Annotated in this window: 16 protein-coding genes; all 16 read left to right on the top strand. The window is 60.1% G+C overall.

Annotation, left to right across the window (positions count from 1 at the left end; all coding sequences use genetic code 11):
• The first annotated feature begins 15 nt into the window (after positions 1-15).
• The 16 genes from bshC to FTE24_RS13850 all read left to right on the top strand — a co-directional run bounded on the left by bshC (position 16) and on the right by FTE24_RS13850 (position 19,355).
• Positions 16-1,644, top strand: a complete 1,629-nt coding sequence (gene bshC / locus FTE24_RS13925; RefSeq protein ID WP_141446277.1) for a bacillithiol biosynthesis cysteine-adding enzyme BshC — start codon at positions 16-18, stop codon at positions 1,642-1,644.
• A 57-nt stretch (positions 1,645-1,701) separates the two neighbouring features.
• Positions 1,702-2,967: an adenosylhomocysteinase gene (locus tag FTE24_RS13920; protein ID WP_150230278.1), complete on the top strand. Its 1,266-nt coding sequence runs from the start codon at positions 1,702-1,704 to the stop codon at positions 2,965-2,967.
• A 216-nt stretch (positions 2,968-3,183) separates the two neighbouring features.
• Positions 3,184-3,621: a division/cell wall cluster transcriptional repressor MraZ gene (mraZ, locus tag FTE24_RS13915; RefSeq protein ID WP_141450301.1), complete on the top strand. Its 438-nt coding sequence runs from the start codon at positions 3,184-3,186 to the stop codon at positions 3,619-3,621.
• A 46-nt stretch (positions 3,622-3,667) separates the two neighbouring features.
• On the top strand, positions 3,668-4,624 hold the full coding sequence (gene rsmH, locus FTE24_RS13910; protein WP_150230276.1) for a 16S rRNA (cytosine(1402)-N(4))-methyltransferase RsmH: 957 nt from the start codon (positions 3,668-3,670) through the stop codon (positions 4,622-4,624).
• 23 nt (positions 4,625-4,647) lie between these two features.
• A complete protein-coding gene (locus FTE24_RS13905; protein ID WP_150230273.1) occupies positions 4,648-5,055 on the top strand; it encodes a hypothetical protein in 408 nt (135 codons plus the stop codon).
• Between the two features lie 82 nt (positions 5,056-5,137).
• Entirely contained in the window at positions 5,138-7,543 is a 2,406-nt protein-coding gene (locus FTE24_RS13900) for a penicillin-binding transpeptidase domain-containing protein (RefSeq protein ID WP_150230271.1), read from the top strand.
• A gap of 109 nt (positions 7,544-7,652) precedes the next feature.
• Positions 7,653-9,140: a UDP-N-acetylmuramoyl-L-alanyl-D-glutamate--2,6-diaminopimelate ligase gene (locus FTE24_RS13895; RefSeq protein ID WP_150230742.1), complete on the top strand. Its 1,488-nt coding sequence runs from the start codon at positions 7,653-7,655 to the stop codon at positions 9,138-9,140.
• Positions 9,140-10,549 carry a UDP-N-acetylmuramoyl-tripeptide--D-alanyl-D-alanine ligase gene (locus FTE24_RS13890; protein ID WP_150230740.1) on the top strand — a complete coding sequence of 470 codons (1,410 nt, stop codon included), beginning with the start codon at positions 9,140-9,142 and terminating at the stop codon, positions 10,547-10,549. The genes FTE24_RS13895 and FTE24_RS13890 overlap by 1 nt, the downstream gene beginning before the upstream one ends.
• Before the next feature lie 7 nt (positions 10,550-10,556).
• Complete coding sequence (gene mraY, locus FTE24_RS13885) at positions 10,557-11,522, top strand: phospho-N-acetylmuramoyl-pentapeptide-transferase (RefSeq protein WP_141446272.1); 966 nt, start codon at positions 10,557-10,559, stop codon at positions 11,520-11,522.
• Between the two features lie 4 nt (positions 11,523-11,526).
• Positions 11,527-12,960, top strand: a complete 1,434-nt coding sequence (gene murD, locus FTE24_RS13880; protein WP_150230268.1) for a UDP-N-acetylmuramoyl-L-alanine--D-glutamate ligase — start codon at positions 11,527-11,529, stop codon at positions 12,958-12,960.
• A 15-nt stretch (positions 12,961-12,975) separates the two neighbouring features.
• On the top strand, positions 12,976-14,109 hold the full coding sequence (gene murG / locus FTE24_RS13875; RefSeq protein WP_150230265.1) for an undecaprenyldiphospho-muramoylpentapeptide beta-N-acetylglucosaminyltransferase: 1,134 nt from the start codon (positions 12,976-12,978) through the stop codon (positions 14,107-14,109).
• Positions 14,110-14,273: 164 nt separating this feature from the next.
• The gene (locus FTE24_RS13870; RefSeq protein WP_150230263.1) at positions 14,274-15,047 is read left to right on the top strand and encodes a cell division protein FtsQ/DivIB; all 774 of its coding nucleotides are present in this window, start codon (positions 14,274-14,276) and stop codon (positions 15,045-15,047) included.
• A gap of 196 nt (positions 15,048-15,243) precedes the next feature.
• Positions 15,244-16,497, top strand: coding sequence for a cell division protein FtsA (gene ftsA / locus FTE24_RS13865; protein WP_150230261.1), 1,254 nt, complete (start codon positions 15,244-15,246; stop codon positions 16,495-16,497).
• 51 nt (positions 16,498-16,548) lie between these two features.
• On the top strand, positions 16,549-17,679 hold the full coding sequence (gene ftsZ, locus FTE24_RS13860) for a cell division protein FtsZ (RefSeq protein WP_141446268.1): 1,131 nt from the start codon (positions 16,549-16,551) through the stop codon (positions 17,677-17,679).
• Positions 17,680-17,793: 114 nt separating this feature from the next.
• Complete coding sequence (gene pgeF / locus FTE24_RS13855; RefSeq protein ID WP_150230258.1) at positions 17,794-18,669, top strand: peptidoglycan editing factor PgeF; 876 nt, start codon at positions 17,794-17,796, stop codon at positions 18,667-18,669.
• Positions 18,666-19,355, top strand: a complete 690-nt coding sequence (locus FTE24_RS13850) for a YggS family pyridoxal phosphate-dependent enzyme (RefSeq protein WP_150230255.1) — start codon at positions 18,666-18,668, stop codon at positions 19,353-19,355. Before pgeF ends, FTE24_RS13850 begins: the two co-directional genes overlap by 4 nt.
• The last annotated feature ends 2 nt before the right edge of the window (positions 19,356-19,357 follow it).

The raw sequence follows: 19,357 nt of genomic DNA, 5'->3' as shown, positions 1-19,357 counted from the left end.
GAGGCAAGGCCAGACATGAATGTCATTCCGCAGGCGCTTCGCAAGGGTTCGGCCTTGGGAGAAGATTATGTGCGCGGACAGCACGCGCATAACTTATATGAATACGATTTAGAGGATGCTCAGGCGCTTCGGCGCAGAGCCGAATGGCTGGATGCCCCGCACCGGCCGCAGGCCGATCGCCAAGCGCTGGTGAAAGTGCTGAGCGCCTATAATGCCAAATATAACGATCATGAAGCGGTGCATAGCTCGATCGCGACGCTCGCCGACGAGCGTGCGCTCGTCGTAGTCGGCGGCCAGCAAAGCGGATTGTTTACCGGTTCATTGTTGGTCATCTACAAAGCGGCGACGATCGTGAACGCGGCGCGGCTCGCCGCGCAGCAGCTCGGGCGCGACGTCGTGCCGGTATTCTGGATCGCGGGCGAAGACCACGACTGGGACGAAGCGGACCATACGTATGTGCTGACGCCGGAACTGGAAGTGCGCCGGCTGCGCATGGAATCGTGGCATGACGGCAAGTCTTCCGTGAGCGATGTCGAAGTGACGGCGGAGAAATGGCAAGCGGTCATCGCGGAGCTGGAGCGGGTACTGGCCGATTCGGCGTTCAAAAGCGAGCTGCTTGATATGCTGCGCAGCGAACTGCCGCATTCGATCAGTCTGAGCGAAGGATTCGCCCGTCTGATCGGCCGTCTGTTCGGCCGCTACGGCCTGGTGCTGGTCGATTCGGCCGATCCGTCGCTGCGGCAGGTGGAACAGCCGATGTTCCGGCGGTTGATCGAACGCAACGACGAGCTGGAAGCGGCGTATCTGACAGCGGCCGCGCGGATCGAAGAAGCGGGCTACGAGCAGCAGGCGCAGGCCGCCGAAGGCGCGGCCAACCTGTTCTATATCCATGAAGGGCAGCGTCTGCTGCTGTTCAAGCAGGACGGCAAATTCGTCGATCGGCGCGGCACGGTTATCTTGAGCCGGGACGAACTGCTGGAACGCGTGGAGCGATGTCCGGAATGTTTTAGCAACAACGTACTGACCCGTCCGCTGATGCAGGATTATTTGTTCCCGGTGCTGTATGCGGTGCTCGGCCTCGGCGAAGTCGCCTATTGGGCCGGAACCAAAGACGGTTTCGAAGCGGCGGATATGCAGATGCCGATTTTGCTGCCGCGCATGTCGTTCACGCTCGTCGACGCTTCGACGAAGAAATATATGCAGGCGTACGATCTGAGCTTCGAAGACGTCATGGAGCGGTTCGGCGAGCGCAAGGAAGCCTGGCTTGCGGAGCAGGACAAGCTCGGCACGGACGGGCTGTTCGAGCAGACCAAAGCCGAATTCGAGCAGCTGTACGCGCCGCTGATCGAACGGATCGGCGAGCTGCATCCCGGCCTTGCCGACCTGGGCGAGACGAACCGCGGCAAGATCATGGCGCAGATCGACTTTTTGCAGGGCAAGACGAAGCAGACGATCGCCCGGCAGAACGAAGCGGAGCTGCGCAGATGGGACCGCATTTACAAAACGCTGTTCCCGCTCGACCGTCCGCAGGAACGCGTCTATACCGTCTTTTACATGCTGAACCGTTATGGCCCGGACTGGATCGACGATTTGATGCGGATCGAGCCGGACCTGACGGGAGCGCATCGCATCATCGAAGCTTGACCGGTTCGTGAATCACGGATCGCTTTACCATTACGCAAGCGAAGCGGAGGAAAACCTATGAGTTCGTTGGCCAAGCAAAACAGCATTATCGCGGATATCAATCTGGCACCGGAAGGCCGCCTGAAGATCGACTGGGCTTCGGCGCACATGCCGGTACTGAATCGTATCCGGGAGCAGTTCGAACGCGATCAGCCTTTTAAAGGACTCAAAATATCGGTCTGCCTGCATCTCGAAGCCAAAACGGCCTACCTGGCGAAAGTCATTCAGGCCGGCGGCGCGGAAGTGACCATTACGGGCAGCAATCCGCTCTCCACGCAGGACGACGTGTGCGCGGCGCTGGTCGAAGACGGCATTACCGTATTCGCCAAGTACCAGCCGGCTCCGGGTGAGCTCAAAGCTTTGAACATCAAAGCGCTCGAAGCGAAGCCGGACCTGATCATCGACGACGGCGGCGATCTGGCCACGATTTTGCACGGAGAGCGTCCCGACCTGCTGGCAACGATTCGCGGCGGCGCGGAAGAGACGACGACGGGCATCATCAAGCTGCGTTCGCTCGAAAACGAAGGCACGCTCCGAATTCCGATGATCGGCGTCAACGACGCGTTCTGCAAATCGCTGTTCGACAACCGTTACGGCACAGGCCAATCGGCGTGGGACGGCATTATGCGCACGACAAACCTGATCGTGGCCGGCAAAACGGTTGTCGTCGTCGGCTACGGCTGGTGCGGCAAAGGCATGGCGATGCGTGCGCGCGGACTCGGGGCGAACGTGATCGTGACCGAAATCGATCCGATCAAAGCGGTGGAAGCGCATATGGAAGGCTTTCGCGTCATGACGATGCTCGAAGCGGCGCCGCTCGGCGATTTCTTCATCACGGTGACGGGCAACAAGGCGGTCATCGCCGGCGAACATTTCGACGTCATGAAAGACGGCGCGATTTTGTCCAATGCCGGACACTTTGACGTTGAAGTCAGCAAGCCGGACATGGAAGAACGTTCGGAGTCGATCCGTACGGTGCGCAAAAACATCGAAGAGTACCAGTTCAAGGACGGCCGGAAGATCTATCTGCTGGCCGAAGGCCGCCTCGTCAATCTGGGCGCCGCGGACGGGCATCCGGCGGAAATCATGGACATGACGTTTGCGCTGCAGGCGCTGTCGCTGCGTTACGTCAACGAGAATTACGAAGAAATCGGCCGCCACATGATCAAGGTGCCGTACGAGCTCGACGAGCAGGTCGCCCGCTACAAACTGGAAAGTATGGGCATCCGGATCGACGAATTAAGCGAGATGCAAAAAACGTATTTGCAGAGCTGGAACGTCTAAACCGTCATCCAAAAACAGGTCGTTTCTCCCAAATCAACCGGGAGAAGCGGCTTTTTTCTAATTATGAAAGAGTACAAAGACAGAAAAAACGTCAAATACGGCGAAAAAGCGTGAAATTTGCGGAAGGACTTTGATTTTGGGCGTGTAATCCATTATGCTGTAAGTGGCGGGAAGTGGTACAAAGTGGAGGGAAAAGGACGAAGGGTGGGTCTGACGATGTTTATGGGCGAATATCGGCACAACATCGACGATAAAGGCCGCCTGATCGTCCCTGCCAGATTCCGGGAGAAATTGGGCTTGCGCTGCATCGTGACCCGGGGTCTGGACCAATGCCTTTTCGTTTATTCCGAGCAGGAATGGGAACTTCTCGAACGCAAACTGAACAACCTGCCTTTGATGAAATCCGACGCGCGGGCTTTTACCCGGTTTTTTTTCTCGGGCGCGGCGGAATGCGAATGGGACAAGCAGGGAAGAGCCAACCTGCCCGCCAACTTGCGGGAGTACGCGCAGTTGGACAAAGAATGCGTCGTGATCGGCGCGGGCAGCCGGGTCGAGATTTGGAGCCGGGACAACTGGGACCGTTATTACAAGCGGTCGGAAGAGTCGTTCGGCGAAATTGCGGAGAAGCTTTCCGATTTTGACATCGACTTTTAACAGGAACATCCATTAATTTGACAAGGTACGTCTGGGGGATACGAAATTGTTTCATCACATTACGGTGCTTAGGGAAGAAGCCGTCGAAGGGCTGAATATTAAGCCGGACGGCATTTACGTGGATTGCACGCTCGGCGGAGCCGGGCACAGCGCTTTGATCGCGTCCGCGCTCGGCGAAGGCGGACGCTTGATCGCGCTCGATCAGGACGATTGGGCGCTTGACAACGCGCGCGAGAAATTGGCCGACTACGGCGAGCGGATCACGCTCGTCAAGACCAATTTCCGCGAGTTGGAACAGGCGCTGATCGAAGCGGGCGTTCCGCTGGGCGAAGACGGTGCGCCGCAGGTCGACGGCTTCCTGTTCGATCTCGGCGTGTCTTCGCCGCAGTTCGACGAAGGTTCCCGCGGGTTCAGCTACAATCACGAAGCCCCGCTGGACATGCGGATGGACCAGTCGGCCGAACTGACGGCGCGAACGATTATCAACGAATGGCCGGAAGAAGAAATCACGCGTATTTTGTACCGGTACGGCGAAGAGAAGTTCTCCCGCCGCATCGCCGGCAAGATCGGGCAGCATCGATCCAAGCAGCCGATCGAGACGACGACGGAACTGGCGGAGATTATCAAGGAAGGCATTCCGGCCGCGGCCCGCAGAACGGGCGGCCATCCGGCCAAGCGCAGCTTCCAGGCGCTGCGGATCGCCGTCAACGACGAGCTGTCCGCGTTCGAAGACGCGCTGCACGCGGCGGTACGCTGCACGGCCAAGGGCGGACGGATCAGCGTGATCACGTTCCATTCGCTCGAAGACCGAATCTGTAAACAGATTTTACTCGGTTATACGGGTAAAAACGTGGCTCCGCCGGGATTCCCCGTCGAAGTGTACGAAGGGCCGAACAGCATCAAATTGATTAACCGCAAACCGGTTTTGCCGACGGATGAAGAGATCGAACAAAATCCGAGAGCGCGTTCGGCCAAACTTCGGGTAGCGGAGAAGACGAAATAATTCCACGACGAGGAGATTGATCAATGGTACAGACACGCGGAAATCTGGCGGTCCGGGAACAGGAGCAGCGGCAGAGCTCGCAGCAGTATCGTCAAAAGACGACAGTCGTCACGCGCCGGGCCGAGCTCCCGATGCGGGAAAAAATGCTGTATCTGGCCAGCGTGCTGGTCGCGGTCGCCCTGTGCAGCATCGTGGCTTGGCGATACGTACATATCTACGATCTGAATCACCAGATCGCTACGATTCAGAGCGAGACGAACCAGATCAACAAAGATATCGCCCAGGCGGAACGGGACAAGCAGGAACTTCGCCAGGCGATCGTACCGACGGCGCTGTCCATGGGCCTTGTGCAGGCTACGGAACACGAGCCGATCTTCGTCGAGCGCAAAAGCGGCGAAGAAACGCAGCCGGCTGCGGAAGGCAGCAAGTAGCCGTTTTTTGAACACCGAAGCGCCCCGGCGTTAGGGCCCCGCGCGGAAGCGTGGAACGAAACGAGCAGGAGGTTCCATCGCCATGCTGACAAAAAGAGTGAAAATGCGTACGCTTTTAATCGGAGGGGCAATCACCCTCTTTTTTCTCGTTCTGGTCGGAAGAGTGTTTTTCCTCCAGGTGATTCAGGGCGATTTCTGGCATAGGACGGCGGTCGACCAGTGGTCGGCTTCCAAAGTGCTGCGCGCGGAGCGCGGCGCGATCACGGACCGCAACGGCAAGGAACTGGCGGTCGATTCGCCCGCTTATTCCGTCGTGGTGGAACCGAATATCATCAACCAGCGCGGGACGGCGGACGAAGTCGTCCGCATTCTGCATGACAAGCTGGGCGTCGACGAGACGAAACTGCGCGATATGGTCTCGCGAACGTACGACAAAGACAGCGAGACCGGCACGTACAAAAAAGGCGATTACAGCGTCTGGGTCGAAGTGCGGCCGCAGGGCTGGAAAATCGACGGCGACCTCAAAGCGGAAATCGAAACCGAGATCGCCTCGGTGCGCAAGCAAAAAGATCTGTCGGACAAAGCCGATATCGGCATCGTGTTCGACGACCAGATCAAGCGCTTCTATCCCCAGCATATGCTGGCGGCGAACGTGCTCGGCTTCGTCGATAACGACGGCAACCCGAAATACGGCATCGAGTCTTTTTACGGAGAAAAACTGCAGGGCATCGACGGCAAAATCGCTTACCAGAGAGACGCCAAAGGCGTCGAACTGCCGGACGCGAAAAGCGAAGTGACCGCACCCAAAGACGGCACTTCGATTCAGCTGACGATCGACAGCACGATCCAGTATTATGCCGAACAGGCTGCCAAAAAAGCGTACGAGCAGTACAAACCGAAAAGTATGTCGATCGTTATGGCCGATCCGAACACGATGGATATTCTGGCCATGGTCAACATGCCGACGTTCGATCCGAACAGCTATGCGGACTACGCCGATCCCGAAAACGATCCGTACCGCGCGTTGGCCGTATCGGGCATGTACGAGCCGGGTTCCACGTTCAAGATCGTCACGTTGTCGGCGGCGGTGCAAGAAGGCAAGTTCAACCCGAACGATCTGTATCAATCGGGAACGATCCAGGTCGGCCGCAGCACGGTGCATGACGTAAGCCGGAATTGGGGCACCATCTCGTACCTGGACGGCGTCAAGCATTCCAGTAACGTCGCGTTCGTGAAGTTGGGCATGGAGATGGTCGGTACGAAGAAGCTGGCCGAATATATCAAAAACTTCGGGTTCGGCGAGAAGACCGACATTCAACTGCCGGGCGAGCTGACCGGTACGATGAACGTAACCGAGAATAGTCCGCTGATCGACCAGGCGGCGATTACGTTCGGCCACAACGTCAACGTGACGCCGATCCAGCAGATTGCCGCGATCTCGGCTGTCGCCAACGGCGGTCGGCTGTTGAAGCCGCATATCGTCAAGTCAGAAAGCAATCCGATGACGGGCGAAGTCGAGAAATTGAACGACGTGGCCAAAGTGCGCGACGTCATTACGCCCGAAACGGCGAAAGTGGTCAGCGGCTACCTGGAGCAGGTCGTGTCCGACCAGAAAATCGGCACCGGCCGCAACGCCTACATTCCGGGCTACCGGGTAGCGGGCAAGACCGGTACGGCCGAGAAGACGGGCACCGTCAATGCCGACGGCAACGCTTATGACAAGACGCGTTCCGCCGTCTCGTTTATCGGCTACGCGCCGGCCGACGATCCGAAAGTCGCCATTTTCGTCATGTTGGACGAACCGAATGACCCGAACGCGAGCGGCGGACGGATCGCCGCTCCGGTCGCCAAAGAAATTTTGGCGCAAACGCTGGAATATATGGGCGTGCCGAAGAAATTTTCCGATACCGAAATCCAGAGCGAATCCGAGAACGCCGAGACCGGCGATACGCTGCTCAAAGTCACGGCGCCGAACCTGGTCAAAATGAATTTGCAGGACGCGAAGGACAAACTTCTGGACGAAGGGCTGGCCTATGAACAGGTCGGTGCGGGCAAGACCGTGCTGGAGCAGTATCCGGCCGCGGGCAGCGCCATGTATGCCGGACAGAAGATCTATCTGCTGTCCGAGAACAAGGAACAGATGAACGTGCCGGATCTGACCGGATTGTCGCTGCGCGACGCGGTGGACATCCTGGCGCTGCTGGACGTCTCGATCAGTACCAAAGGATCGGGCTACGTCGCTTCGCAAAAGCTGTCGAAGCATGCGGACGGCAGCCGGGTGGTCGTGCTGACGCTCAAATCGGCCAAAACGACCGTGACCGGCATCGACGATCCGGAGACCGAGGACGTGACGGTGGGAGGCGAAGCGATAGCGGAAGAGCCGGCCGCAGAGGACGGGGAGATCGAGACGAACGAACCGCTGATCGACGGCGGCATCGTGGCGCCGGCCGATCCCGCTCCGGAAAGCGACGCGGCTCCTCTGAACTGATGCGCGAGCAAAGCCCGGGCCTGCCATTGGCGGGCTCGGGCATTTTGCGGCCCGGGCAGGATAGGAAGACGGAGCAATACGATTACGAGGAATAAGGGGAGAATGAATGATGCGATTGCAGCAGTTGGCTACACAATTGATTACCGCGCGTCTGATCGGCAGCGGAGAAACCGAATGTACGGGGATCGAGATCGATTCCCGCAAAGTCTCTTCCGGCGACTTGTTTATCTGCCTGCCGGGCTTCACGGTAGACGGACACGATTACGCCAAACAGGCGGAAGCGCAAGGTGCGGTCGCGCTCGTCGTCGAGCGCGAGCTGGACACGCAGCTGCCGCAGCTGCTCGTTCGCGACAGCCGGATGGCGATGGCCGTCTTGGCCAACGCGTTTTTCGGCGAGCCGAGCCGCGGTATGCGCATGATCGGCGTCACCGGAACGAACGGCAAGACGACGACGACCTACCTGATCGAGCGGATCATGCAGGATCACGGCGTCAAGACGGGACTGATCGGCACGATCGAGATGCGCTACGACGGCGAGACGTTCCCGATGTCGGGCACGACGCCGGAATCGCTTGGCCTGCAGCGCTCGCTCGCGGACATGTCCGGGCGGGGCGTGGAATGCTGCATCATGGAAGTGTCTTCGCACGCACTGGAGCAGGGACGCGTCAAAGGGACCGATTACCGCACGGCGGTCTTCACGAACCTGACGCAGGATCATCTCGATTACCATCACTCGATGGAAGAGTACCGCGCGGCCAAAGGGCTGTTCTTTTCCCGGTTGGGCAACGCGCTTCCGGCGGACCCGTCGCAGCGCAAATACGCCGTGCTGAACGCGGACGACGCTGCTTCGGCGGAATTCGCCAAAGCGACAGCGGCCGAAGTCGTGACGTACGGCGTCGAGAACGACTGCGACGTTCGCGCTTCGGCGATCAAGATTACGGCCCAGGGCACGTTTTTCCACGTTGACACGTTCAAAGGCTCGGCCGACGTCCAGCTGCGCATGGTCGGCAAGTTCAACGTCTATAACGCGTTGGCCGCTATTTCGGCGGCCCTGATCGAAGGCGTGGCGCTGGAGGAGATCAAAGCCAGCCTCGAAGCTGTCGCCGGCGTCGATGGCCGCGTCGAAGCGGTCGATGCGGGGCAGCCGTTCGCGATCATCGTCGATTACGCGCATACGCCGGACGGACTGGAGAACGTGCTGCGCACCGTCGTCGAGTTTGCCGAGAAGCGGGTGCTGTGCGTCTTCGGCTGCGGCGGCGACCGCGACCGGACCAAACGTCCGATCATGGGCCGCATCGCGGTCAAATACAGCGATATGGCGTTCGTCACGTCGGACAATCCGCGTACGGAAGATCCCGACGCCATCCTGCGCGACATCGAAGCGGGCCTCATCGAAGACGGCGTCGATCGAAGCCGGTACACGCTCGTCGTGGACCGCGCCGAAGCGATCCGCCTCGCCGTGGCGGAAGCGCAGCCGGGCGACGTCGTGCTGATCGCGGGCAAAGGGCATGAGACCTACCAATTGGTCGGCAAACAAGTGCTGGACTTCGACGACCGGATCGTCGCGGCGGAAGCGGTAAGGGGAGTCGCGAAGTGATCGAACGGACACTCGGCCGGATAGCCGATATGTGCGGCGGCCGTCTTCTCCGGGCAGCCGACGCCGACAAGCCGATCGCGGGCGTCGTTATCGATTCCCGCAAGCTGGGCGAACGCTCGCTGTTCGTACCGCTCGGCGGCTCGAACGTGGACGGGCACGAGTTCGTGGCCGGGGCGCTGGAAGCCGGCGCGGCTTCTTTGTGGCAGCGCGGCCGGGCCGGCGCGCCCGAAGGCGCGCTGATCGAAGTGGACGATGTACTGGAGGCGCTGCAGCGGCTCGCTTCGGCCTATCTGCAAGAGAGCGGCGCCAAAGTCGTCGGCATTACCGGCAGCAACGGCAAGACGACGACCAAAGACATGGTGTACGCGCTGCTGGACACCAAGCTGCGCGTCCATAAGACGCAGGGCAACTTCAACAATCATCTGGGCCTTCCGCTGACGCTGCTGTCCATGCCGGAGCAGACCGAAGTCGTCGTGCTGGAGATGGGCATGAGCGATCTCGGCGAGATCGCGCTGCTTGCGCGCATCGCGCCGCCGGACGTGGCGATTGTGACCAATATTGGCGAATCCCACCTGCTGAATCTGGGCAGCCGGCACAATATCGCGCGCGCCAAGCTTGAGATCGCGGCGGGCACGAAGCCCGGCGGGCTGCTGATCTGCAGCGGCGACGAGCCGCTGATCCCGCAGGTGCTGGAAGAGATCAAGGCCGATCTGCCGCAGGATCTGCGGATCTTCACGTTCGGCGCGGACGCTGCCAGCGACGATTATCCGATCGGCATGAAGCCGGAAGACGGCGGCATGGCGTTCTCGGCGCGAAGCGAAGGCGAAGCCCGCTTTGCGATTCCGGTACTCGGCAGCCATAACGTGGGCAATGCGCTCGCGGCGATGGCGGCGGCCCGGGAATTCGGCATCGACGCCTATCGCATGAAGACCGGCTTGGCGAATCTGCGCCTGACCGGCATGCGCATCGAGCGTTTGACCGGCGTGTCGGGACTTGCCCTGTTCAACGATGCCTACAACGCAAGTCCCACGTCCGCCCGCGCGGCGATCGACGTGCTGGCCGGGCTGCAGGGCTTCGCTTCCCGCGTGCTCGTGCTCGGCGACATGCTCGAGCTCGGCGCAGACGAACGCCGGTACCACCGCGAAGTCGGCCGGTATGCCGCGGATGCGGGGATCGACGCGGTATACGCGTACGGCCCGCTGTCCGCGGACGCCGCCGAAGGCGCGCGCGAGAACATGGCGCCGGACCGCGTGCACGCGTTTACCGACAAGGCGGCGATGATTGCGCATCTGCGCTCGCATCTGAAGTCCGAAGACGCGGTACTGTTCAAAGCTTCGCGCGGCATGCGGCTGGAAGAAGCGGTACAGGCGCTCCAGAGCGAGCCTTTGACCGGGGAAAACGGAGTCTGAGCGGCCTATGGACCTGCAGCTGCTTTTCCTGACCGCCGCCGTCTCGTTTCTGTTGGCCGTGCTGGCCGGTCCCCTGTGCATCCCTCTGCTGCAGCGTCTGAAATTCGGGCAGCAGGTACGGGGGGAAGGTCCGCAGGCCCATCTGAAAAAGGCGGGAACGCCTACGATGGGCGGGATCGTGATCCTGTTGGCGTTCACGCTGTCTTTTGCCAAGTTTTCTGTCATCAATACGGAGTTTTACGTGCTGCTGACCGCGACGCTCGGGTTCGGCCTGGTCGGATTGCTGGATGATTGGATCAAAATTGTCCGCAAGCGTTCCATGGGCCTCACTTCGCTGCAAAAGCTCGCCGGGCAGCTGGTCTTCTCCGCGATCGTCTGCTGGCTGCTGATCGATTCGGGCCACAGCACGGCGCTGTCCGTTCCCGGCACTTCGATCTCGCTCGACTGGGGCGGCTGGTTCTATTATCCGTTCATCGTGCTGATGCTGCTGGCGATCTCCAACGCGGTCAACTTTACCGACGGCGTGGACGGACTGCTCTCCGCGGTCAGTGCGCCTGCGCTCGGCGCGTATGCGCTGATCGCCATGCAGGCGACCCAGTTTCCGGCCGCGCTCGGCGCGTCGGCGATGGCGGGAGCCGTCCTGGGCTTTCTCGTCTACAACGCGCATCCCGCGAAAGTGTTCATGGGAGATACCGGCTCGCTCGGGATCGGCGGAGCGCTTGGCGCCGTGGCGATTCTGACCAAACAGGAATTTTTGTTCCTGCTGATCGGCGGCGTGTTCGTGATCGAACTGTTGTCCGTCGTGATCCAGGTGATCTCGTTCAAGACGCGGGGCAAGCGGATTTTTAAAATGAGTCCGATTCATCATCATTACGAGCTGTCCGGCTGGTCGGAATGGCGGATCGTTGCCGTATTCTTCGGCGTCGCTCTGCTTCTGGCCGCGCTCGGGCTGTATCTCGGCAAGGGGCTGTAGACAAATGGAACATCCAAAACAATATGCAAACCGCGAAGTCGTCGTGCTGGGCCTTGCGCGCAGCGGCGTATCGGCGGCCAAAACGATGCACGCTTTCGGCGCGAACGTGACGGTAAATGACCGGAAAACGCGCGAAGAAAGCCCCGAAGCTTCCGCGTTGGAAGAACTGGGAATCAAAGTGGTGTGCGGCGGCCATCCCGACGACCTGATTCATTCGGAAGTCGCGCTGGTAATTAAGAACCCGGGCATTCCGTACTCGTCGCCTCCGATTGCCGCCGCGCTTGCGCTCGGGATCGAGGTCGTCACCGAGGTGGAAGTGGCTTATTATCTCTCGGCCGCTCCGATGATCGGGATTACCGGTTCGAACGGCAAGACGACGACGACGACGTGGATCGGCGAGATTCTGAAGTCCGCCGGCCTGAACCCGATCGTCGCCGGCAATATCGGCACGCCGCTGTGCGACGCCGCGCTCGATGCGCAGCCGGACGACTGGCTCGTCGTCGAATTGAGCAGTTTCCAGCTCAAAGGCACGCTCAAGTTCGCGCCGCGTATCGCCTGCCTGCTGAACGTGGCGGAGACGCATCTGGATTATCACGGTTCCATGGAAGACTACTCGTCGTCCAAAGCGAAAATTTTCGTCAACCAGACGCCGGAAGACGTCAGCATCGTCAACTGGGACGATCCGTTCTGCCGGGATCTGGTTCCGTATCTCAAAGGGCGGGTATTCCCTTTTTCGATGACCGAGGAACTGACGCTCGAAGGCGTGTACGCTTCGCCCGCCTATCCGGCGGACGGCAGCGACGATAACGCCGACCGCCGAATCGTCTACCGCGACGCGTCGGGAACGGTGCACGAATTGATCCGCACCGAAGAGATCCGCCTTGCGGGCACGTACAACGTGGCGAACGCGATGGCGGCCTGCGCCGCGGCGATCGCGGCCGGGGTCGAACCCGCCGCGCTCCGGGCGCCGCTTGCCGCGTTCGGAGGCGTGGAACACCGCCTGGAAGCGCTCGGTACTTTCGGCGGCCTGTCGTATTACAACAACTCGAAAGCGACCAACTCCCAGGCGACGCTGACGGCGCTGTCGGCGTTCGAAGCGCCGGTCGTCCTGATCGCGGGCGGACTCGATCGCGGTTCCGATTACGAAGAGCTGCTGCCGGGATTGCAGTCCAAAGTCAAAGCGCTCGTCACCTTCGGCGAGACGCGCAGCACGATCGCCGGCGTCGCGCGCCGCGCGGGCGTGGGCGAGGTCTCGGTCGTCGAACCGCTGGGCGACGCGGCGGACACGCTGCGGGCCGCGGTCGCCGAAGCGCAGCGCCTCGCCGAAGCCGGCGATACGGTGCTGCTGTCGCCGGCCTGCGCCAGCTGGGACATGTTCGCTTCGTTCGAAGAACGGGGACGGCTGTTCAAGGAAGCGGTCCGTTCGATATCTGAATAGACGGGAGGACATCGTATGCGTGTCGTATTGACCGGAGGCGGAACCGGCGGACATATTTATCCCGCCCTCGCTATTGCCGAGCAGTTGAAGGCGGACAAGCCGGATACCGAATTTTTGTACGTCGGAGGAAAAAGGGGACTGGAGAACACGATCGTGCCCGCCACGGGCATGCGTTTCGAGACGCTGGACATCACCGGGTTCCGCCGCAACCTTTCGGCCGACAACATCAAGACCGTGCTGCGCTTTCTGCGCGGCGTACAGGCTTCTTCGGAACTGCTGGAGAAGTTCAAGCCCGACGTCGTGATCGGGACCGGCGGCTACGTGTGCGGCCCGGTCGTCTACGCGGCCCACAAGCTGCGCATTCCGACGCTGATTCACGAGCAGAACGCGATTCCCGGATTGACGAACCGCTTCCTGAGCCGTTACGTGAACACGGTGGCGGTCAGTTTCGACGGGACGCAGGATCAGTTCCCCAAAGCCAGACGTGTCATGTACAGCGGCAATCCGCGTGCCACGACCGTGCACAGCGCCGATGCGGCGGAAGGATTCCGCCTGCTCGGTCTGCCGCAGGGCACGCCGGTCGTGCTCGTGGTCGGAGGCAGTATCGGCGCCAAAGCGATCAACGAAGCGATGCTGCAGATGGTGCCAGACATCGTGCGTATGCCGGACGTGCATTTCGTGTACGTGACAGGCAAACGGTACTACGAAGAAGCGAAAAGAACGCTGGAAGAGGCGCCGTGGGTGACGCCTTCCAATCTGCATGTGCTGCCTTACGTGGAGCGCATGCCCGAGGTGCTGGCGGCTTCGACGCTCGTCGTCAGCCGCGCGGGCGCTTCGTTTCTGGCGGAAGTGACTTCGCTCGGCATCCCGGCGGTATTGATTCCGTCGCCGAACGTCACGAACAATCACCAGGAAGTGAACGCCCGCGCGCTGGAAGAAGACGGCGCCGCCATCGTCATTTTGGAGCGCGAACTCGGCGGGGAAAGTCTGTTCGCCGCTGTCGAAGCGGTCATGCGCGACGAATATTTGCGCACCCGCATGGCGGAACGGTCGGCGGAACTCGGCAAGCCGGACTCCGCGGTCGTGATCGCGACCGAGCTTCGCAAGCTTGCCGTGAGGGCCCAGGCGATTCGCCGCGGCGTCTTGTGACGGTGTCATCTTTGCCATCGTGCTTCGCACGTGTATAATGAACGTAACACAAAAGCCCGTCGTTTTTTCGGCGGCGCGGATGCCGCGTACCGCGCAATTAACCGCTCTGTTCCTATTCCCGTTTTTGAAGAAGCGGACGCCGGGCGGCCGGATGGAGAATATGCATGCTTAAAGTAGTCAAACCGATCGAAAATCGAGAGCCGGACACCCGGAAGCCGCGCCGCGGGAAACGCTGGAAGTTGGGGCTGATTCTTGCCTTGCTGCTGGCAGCCGGGTTAAGCCTGATCTTTTTCCGTTCTTCGTTGAGCCGCATTCAGCAGATCGAGGTCGAAGGCAACGTGTACGTCGACCGTTCGGCGGTGATCGAAGCGGCGGGGCTGCGGATCGGCGGCCAATTTTTCGGATCGAGCGTGGAGAGCGTCGAGCAGCGGATCGTATCGAATCTGAACGCGGTCGAAAAAGTCACGGTGGACAAAAAGTTCCCGGGGACGGTGCGGCTGATCGTCGACGAGTACGATCCGGTCGCGTACGAACTGCTGGAAGACGGCAGCATTCAGGCGCTGCTCGGCAGCGGCGCGGAGATCAAGCTGCGCGATCAGGGGCTGCCGGCCGAGAAGCCGATGCTGACGGAGTGGGCCGGCCGGGAAGAAGAGAAGGCGAAGCTGTGCCGCGTGCTCGATTCGGTGCCCGACAGCCTGCTGGCCGACCTGTCCGAGATCATGCCCTGGCCGTCGGACGCTTATCCGGACAAGATTCGGATCTATACGCGCTCGCGGTTCGAGGTGGAGACGACCGTTGCGCTGCTGAAGGAAAAGCTCGAAATTTTGGGCGGAATTACCGAAACGCAGGCGCCGGGCATGATCAAAATGCTCGAAGCCAACGATTTGGTTCCTTTCGTGAGTACGGAAGACGGAGAGAACGGCGTGATCTCGCCCTAAAGCCCGCTACTCCCCGCTGCCAAAAGATGCTATAATGTTTGCTGTATTCTCGCAAAAAGATACACAATCCGCATAAAAATCTTTAAAACGAAAGAGGGAAAGTTTAAGCCGTGTTGAATTAGGTATGAAGATACGCCAAACATCCGGCTTTAGACGAACCAGATGAACAATTTTGCAAACGGGAGGTGCCAAGGGCTTGAGCAGCAATGACATCATTGTTAGTTTGGACATCGGTACATCCAAAGTTCGTGCTATTATTGGGGAAATCAACAACGGAACCTTTAATATTATTGGAGTTGGATCTGCCGATTCGGAAGGAATCCGAAAAGGCGCCATTGTTGACGTCGATCAGACCGTCCAATCGATTCGCGGCGCCGTGGAGCATGCCGAGCGAATGGTCGGCATTCAAATAACGGAAGTTTACGTCGGAATATCGGGCAGCCATATCGGGCTGCAGTCCAGCCGCGGCGTCGTGACCGTGTCGAACGAAGACCGAGAAATCGGGGAGGACGATATCGAGCGCGTAACCAAGGCGGCCGAAGTCGTCGCTCTTCCGCCGGAACGTGAAATCATCGATGTCGTTGCCAAGCAATTCGTGGTTGACGGCTTGGAGGGAATTCAGGATCCGCGGGGCATGATCGGATCCCGCTTGGAGGTGGAAGCTACGATTGTCACCGGCGCAAAAACGGCTATACATAACCTTTTGCGCTGCGTGGAGAAAGCCGACCTCAAGGTGAAAGAACTGGTGCTGATTTCCCTCGGGGCCGGCCAGCTGGCGCTTACCAAGGACGAGAAGACGATGCGTACGGCGCTGATCGACATCGGAGCCGGCCAGGCGACCATTTCCGTCTTCGAAAGCGGCCATCTTGCGGCCGTCTCGACGATTCCGGTCGGAGGCGAATACGTCACGAACGATATCGCTTACGGACTGCGTACGGTGACCGATCAGGCCGAGAAAGTCAAGCTGAAGTACGGATGCGCCATGATGGCGGATGCGGCGGCTGACGTCGTATTCAAGGTCAACCGGATCGGCAGCACGATCGAGAAGGAATATACGCAGGAAGACCTGGCTGCGATCATCGAGCCGCGGGTGCAGGAGATTTTCCAGCTTATTCATCAGGAGATTCAGCGCATGGGTTATCCGGACATTCCGGGCGGCTACGTGCTGAGCGGCGGAACGGTCGCGATGCCGGGGGTTCTGCAAGTTGCCCAAAGCGAACTGTCGGCGTCCGTCCGTCTTGCCGTGCCGGATTACATCGGCGTGCGGGACCCGGCCTTTACGAGCGGGATCGGCATTTTGTACAGCGTCATTCGGAAAAATCGCGGCAGAGGAAACGCAGCGCCGGGCAAGAAACCCGTCAATCGACCTAAATCCAATCCCGCACCGGAGACGACCCAGAAAACCGGTTTCCTAGAAAAGCTCAAAAATATGTTTAGCGAATTTATTTAAGTCACACAAAAACGAGCCCATCCAAGGAAAACGAGGGGGAGATGGAGGAATATGTTGGAATTCGATTTCGAAATGGAAAGCCTGGCGCGTATTAAAGTCATCGGCGTAGGCGGCGGAGGCAGCAATGCCGTCAACCGGATGATCGAGAACGGCGTTCAAGGCGTGGAGTTTATTACGGTCAACACGGATGCCCAGGCACTTCACCTGGCTAAGTCGGAACACAAGCTGCAGATCGGCGACAAGCTGACAAGAGGTCTTGGCGCGGGTGCCAATCCGGACGTCGGCAAGAAGGCGGCGGAAGAATCCCGCGAACTGATCAGCAATACGCTCAAAGGAGCGGATATGGTGTTCGTTACCGCCGGCATGGGCGGCGGCACGGGCACGGGCGCAGCTCCGGTTATCGCGGAGATCGCGCGCGAATGCGGCGCTTTGACGGTGGGGGTCGTCACGCGCCCGTTCACGTTCGAAGGCCGCAAGCGCGCTGCGCAGGCCGAGCTCGGCATTGAAGCGCTCAAAGAAAAAGTCGATACGCTGATCGTCATTCCGAACGATCGCCTGCTTGAGATCGTCGACAAGAAGACCCCGATGCTGGAAGCGTTCCGCGAAGCGGACAACGTCCTGCGTCAGGCTGTTCAGGGCATTTCCGACCTGATCGCCGTTCCGGGTCTGATCAACCTCGACTTTGCGGACGTCAAGACGATCATGACCGAGCGCGGTTCCGCGCTGATGGGCATTGGCGAAGCGGCCGGCGAGAACCGTGCGGCGGACGCCGCGCGCAAAGCGATCATGAGCCCGCTGCTCGAGACGTCGATCGAAGGCGCCCGCGGCGTCATCATGAACATCACGGGCGGTTCGAACCTCTCGCTGTACGAAGTCAACGAAGCGGCCGAAATCGTCATCGAAGCTTCCGATCCGGAAGTGAACATGATCTTCGGTGCCATCATCGACGAGACGATGAAAGAAGAGATCAAAGTGACCGTTATTGCGACCGGCTTCGAACACAAGCCTGCGCCGATGAAGCCTCTGATCCGTCGTCCGGCGGCCCAGCAGCCCGAAGGCGGTCAACCCGACCGTCCTCAGCCGCAGCAGCCGCAGCGTCCCGCTTTCGAGCCTCAGGCCGGAGGCGACCAGCTGGATATTCCGACGTTCCTGCGGAACCGCTCGCGCCAGAACAACGATTAAGAAAGATTGCGACTTACGAAAGATCCGCTTTCGCTATACGGAAGCGGATCTTTTTTTCAACATACGGATACGGGGCTATACGCTGTGCGTATTCGGCAAGGAGGAATCGATTAGATGACGAGCATGACGGAACCTTTCGTTCGCCGGACGGCGGACAACGGGGCGGAAGTATTCGATATCGCTCCGTGGCAGCGGTTCGACGGCTTGAGCGCGGGCTTCACGGGTCGCGGAGGCGGCGTCAGCGAGGGCTTCCGCGCCAGCCTCAACTGCGCGCTGCACGTCGGCGACGATCCGGCTCACGTAGCGGAGAATCGGTCGCGGGTCGCGGAAGCGGCCGGTTTCCGGTTCGAAGACTGGACGAGCGGCGAACAGGTGCATCTGGCCGAGATCGCTATTGTGACGGAAAAAGACCGCGGCCGGGGCCGGTCGGACCGCGACAGCGCGTTTCCCGATACGGATGGCCTGCTGACGAACGTGCCGGGCATTCTGCTGACTTCGTTCTACGCCGACTGTACGCCGCTGTACGTGTTCGATCCGGTACGGCAGGTAGTCGGCCTTGCGCATGCGGGCTGGAAAGGCACGGTCGCCGGGATCGGCCGGCGGCTGGTCGAGCGCATGGGCGAGCAGTACGGCAGCCGGCCCGACGACGTTCTGGCGGCGATCGGTCCCTGCATCGGGGAACGCCGCTACGAGGTGGACGAAGCGGTGCTTGGGCAGGTCGGCGTTTTGCTGGAAAAGGAGTCGGGTAATGGTTCTCGTTCGCTGTCTGACTTTTCCGAAGATTTGGGCGGAGGCAAAGCGCTGCTTAACTTGAAAGAATTGAATCGACACCTTATGATAAGAGCAGGATTACGTCCGGAAAACGTGCTGCGCACGCAGTGGTGCACGGGCAGCCGGACCGATTTGTTCTTTTCGCATCGACAGGAAAAAGGACAGACCGGCCGAATGGCGAGCTGGATCGGATTACGAGAAGGAGGCACGCTCCGGTGACTTTACAGCAGCGGATCGCGCATGTGAACGAGAAGGTGGCCGAAGCCTGCGCGCGCGCGGGCCGATCGCCGGAAGAAGTGAACATTGTAGCGGTAACGAAGTACGTCTCGACGGAAAAAACGGCGCAGGTGTTCGACAGCGGCATTCGCCATATCGGCGAAAACCGTTGGCAAAACGCCAAACCGAAATGGGAAGCGCTCGGCAGCCGGGGCACGTGGCATTTTATCGGCCAGCTGCAGAGCAATAAAGTAAAAGACGTGATCGGGAGATTCGCGTATATTCATTCGCTGGATCGTCTCTCGTTGGCCAAAGAACTGGAACGTCAGGCCGCCGCGTCCGATATAGAGGTGAACGTCTTCGTTCAGGTCAACGTATCGGGCGAAGATTCCAAATCCGGCATGCCGCCCGAAGAAGTATACGATTTCGTGCGGCAGCTGCGGGACTATCCCCATCTGAACGTGGTGGGCCTGATGACGATGGCGCCGCTGGACCGGGACGCCGAAGGCGCCCGCCCGACGTTCCGGGGACTGCGCGAACTGCGGGACGAACTCAATGCCCGCGAAGCGTGGTCCGCGCCGATCGAGCATCTGTCGATGGGCATGTCGGGCGATTTTGAAGTGGCGATCGAAGAAGGAGCGACCTGGCTTCGCCTGGGCTCCATTCTGGTAGGAAAAGAGGAGGATTGAAG

It is taken from the genome of Saccharibacillus sp. WB 17, assembly GCF_008634075.2.
Taxonomy (GTDB): Bacteria; Bacillota; Bacilli; order Paenibacillales; family Paenibacillaceae; genus Saccharibacillus; species Saccharibacillus brassicae.
The sequence above is the reverse complement of the archived record's forward strand: the minus strand, read 5'-3'. Positions and strand labels throughout refer to the sequence as shown.

What these genes read in the sequence shown, in the direction of transcription:
- bshC (WP_141446277.1), top strand. Translation starts at nt 16, where the DNA reads ATGAATGTCATTCCGCAGGCGCTTCGCAAGGGTTCGGCCTTGGGAGAA.
- FTE24_RS13920 (WP_150230278.1), top strand. Translation starts at nt 1,702, where the DNA reads ATGAGTTCGTTGGCCAAGCAAAACAGCATTATCGCGGATATCAATCTG.
- mraZ (WP_141450301.1), top strand. Translation starts at nt 3,184, where the DNA reads ATGTTTATGGGCGAATATCGGCACAACATCGACGATAAAGGCCGCCTG.
- FTE24_RS13905 (WP_150230273.1), top strand. Translation starts at nt 4,648, where the DNA reads ATGGTACAGACACGCGGAAATCTGGCGGTCCGGGAACAGGAGCAGCGG.
- FTE24_RS13900 (WP_150230271.1), top strand. Translation starts at nt 5,138, where the DNA reads ATGCTGACAAAAAGAGTGAAAATGCGTACGCTTTTAATCGGAGGGGCA.
- FTE24_RS13895 (WP_150230742.1), top strand. Translation starts at nt 7,653, where the DNA reads ATGCGATTGCAGCAGTTGGCTACACAATTGATTACCGCGCGTCTGATC.
- mraY (WP_141446272.1), top strand. Translation starts at nt 10,557, where the DNA reads ATGGACCTGCAGCTGCTTTTCCTGACCGCCGCCGTCTCGTTTCTGTTG.
- murD (WP_150230268.1), top strand. Translation starts at nt 11,527, where the DNA reads ATGGAACATCCAAAACAATATGCAAACCGCGAAGTCGTCGTGCTGGGC.
- murG (WP_150230265.1), top strand. Translation starts at nt 12,976, where the DNA reads ATGCGTGTCGTATTGACCGGAGGCGGAACCGGCGGACATATTTATCCC.
- FTE24_RS13870 (WP_150230263.1), top strand. Translation starts at nt 14,274, where the DNA reads ATGCTTAAAGTAGTCAAACCGATCGAAAATCGAGAGCCGGACACCCGG.
- ftsZ (WP_141446268.1), top strand. Translation starts at nt 16,549, where the DNA reads ATGTTGGAATTCGATTTCGAAATGGAAAGCCTGGCGCGTATTAAAGTC.
- pgeF (WP_150230258.1), top strand. Translation starts at nt 17,794, where the DNA reads ATGACGAGCATGACGGAACCTTTCGTTCGCCGGACGGCGGACAACGGG.